This is a genomic window from Flavobacterium bomense, from assembly GCF_003970355.1.
This window is the reverse complement of record NZ_RYDJ01000070.1, coordinates 1-1,655: the sequence shown is the minus strand read 5'-3', so window position 1 is coordinate 1,655 and position 1,655 is coordinate 1. Positions and strand designations below refer to the sequence as shown.

The 1,655-nt window shown below is 37.0% G+C and carries 1 protein-coding gene; it reads right to left on the bottom strand.

The window, feature by feature from the left end; genetic code table 11:
- Positions 1 to 117: 117 nt before the first annotated feature.
- A partial coding sequence (locus EKL98_RS15600) for an NADP-dependent isocitrate dehydrogenase (protein ID WP_126563113.1) occupies positions 118 to 1,655 on the bottom strand: 1,538 nt, incomplete at its 5' end.

Sequence of the window (1,655 nt, the reverse complement as noted above, 5' to 3'; positions counted from 1 at the left end):
GTACAAATTTGGTTAAATTGTAGTGAATTTTTTTTAAACAAATGTTAAAGTTTTGCAAATAAAAAAGACAACCGTTTCCAGTTGTCTTTCAAAATATAATAGATAAATACTATCGTATTAAGCGATTTTTGCCAATATAGAATTGAATGTTTCGCTAGGACGCATTGCCTTGCTGGTCAATTCAGGATTAGGCTGGTAATAACCACCAAGAATTTGTGGCTTACCTTGAGTTCCTATTAATTCGGCATTGATTTTAGCTTCATTTGCAAAAAACTCAACAGCTATTGGAGCGAATATTGTTTTAAGTTCGGCGTCATTATCTTGCGCTCCCAAAGCTTCAGCCCAATACATAGCCAAGTAAAAATGAGAACCTCGGTTGTCAATTTCTCCCAATTTACGTGATGGAGATTTATCGTTGGCCAAGAATTTTTCAGTTGCAACATCGAGTGTTTCGGCTAGAACAATAGCTTTTGTATTGTTTATTGTTTGTCCGATGTATTCTAATGAAGCACCCAATGCCAAAAACTCTCCAAGCGAATCCCAACGCAAATAACCTTCTTCTAAAAATTGTTGCACGTGTTTTGGAGCAGATCCACCAGCGCCTGTTTCAAACAAACCACCACCGTTCATTAACGGAACGATAGATAACATTTTTGCAGAAGTTCCCACTTCAAGAATTGGGAATAAATCGGTTAAATAATCACGCAATACGTTACCTGAAACCGAAATGGTATCCAATCCTTTTATGATTCTTTCTAATGTAAATTTGGTAGCTTCGATAGGATTTAGGATTCGAATGTCTAAACCTGTTGTATCGTAATCTTTTAAATATTGAGTTACTTTTTCAATTAATGCCCTGTCGTGAGCTCTATTTTCGTCCAACCAAAATACTGCCGGAGTATTTGATAATCTTGCTCTGTTTACAGCTAGTTTTACCCAGTCTTGAATTGGAGCATCTTTGACTTGGCACATTCTAAAAATATCTTTAGCTTCAACAGATTGTTCCATTAAAACATTTCCATTAGCATCAACAACACGAACAACTCCGTCTGCAATAATTTGAAAAGTTTTATCGTGAGAACCGTATTCTTCCGCTTTTTGAGCCATCAAACCTACATTTGGAACGCTTCCCATTGTGGTTGGGTCAAATGCTCCGTGTTTTTTGCAAAAATCGATAGTAGCGGTATAAATTCCAGAATAACATCGGTCTGGTATAATGGCAATCGTGTCTTGTTGCTTTCCGTCCTTATTGAACATCTGTCCCGAAGTACGAATCATAGCTGGCATTGAAGCATCTACAATTACATCCGATGGAACTTGAAGATTGGTAATTCCTTTATCTGAATTTACCATTGCCAATGCTGGACCGCTTTCGATAGCTTGGTTTATTGCTGCTTCCACTTCAGTTTGCATTGGATGTCCTGCAATTTTTGCATACACATCACCCAAACCATTTCTAGTATCAACGTTTAATTCATCAAATAAGGCAGCGTATTTTTCGAAAACTGCTGCAAAATATACTTCTACAATGGCACCAAAAATAATTGGATCCGAAACTTTCATCATTGTGGCTTTCAGGTGAACCGAAAGCAATACGTTTTGTTCTTTAGCTTCTTTGATAGTTTTGGCAACAAAACTTTTCAGAGCGTTGAGGT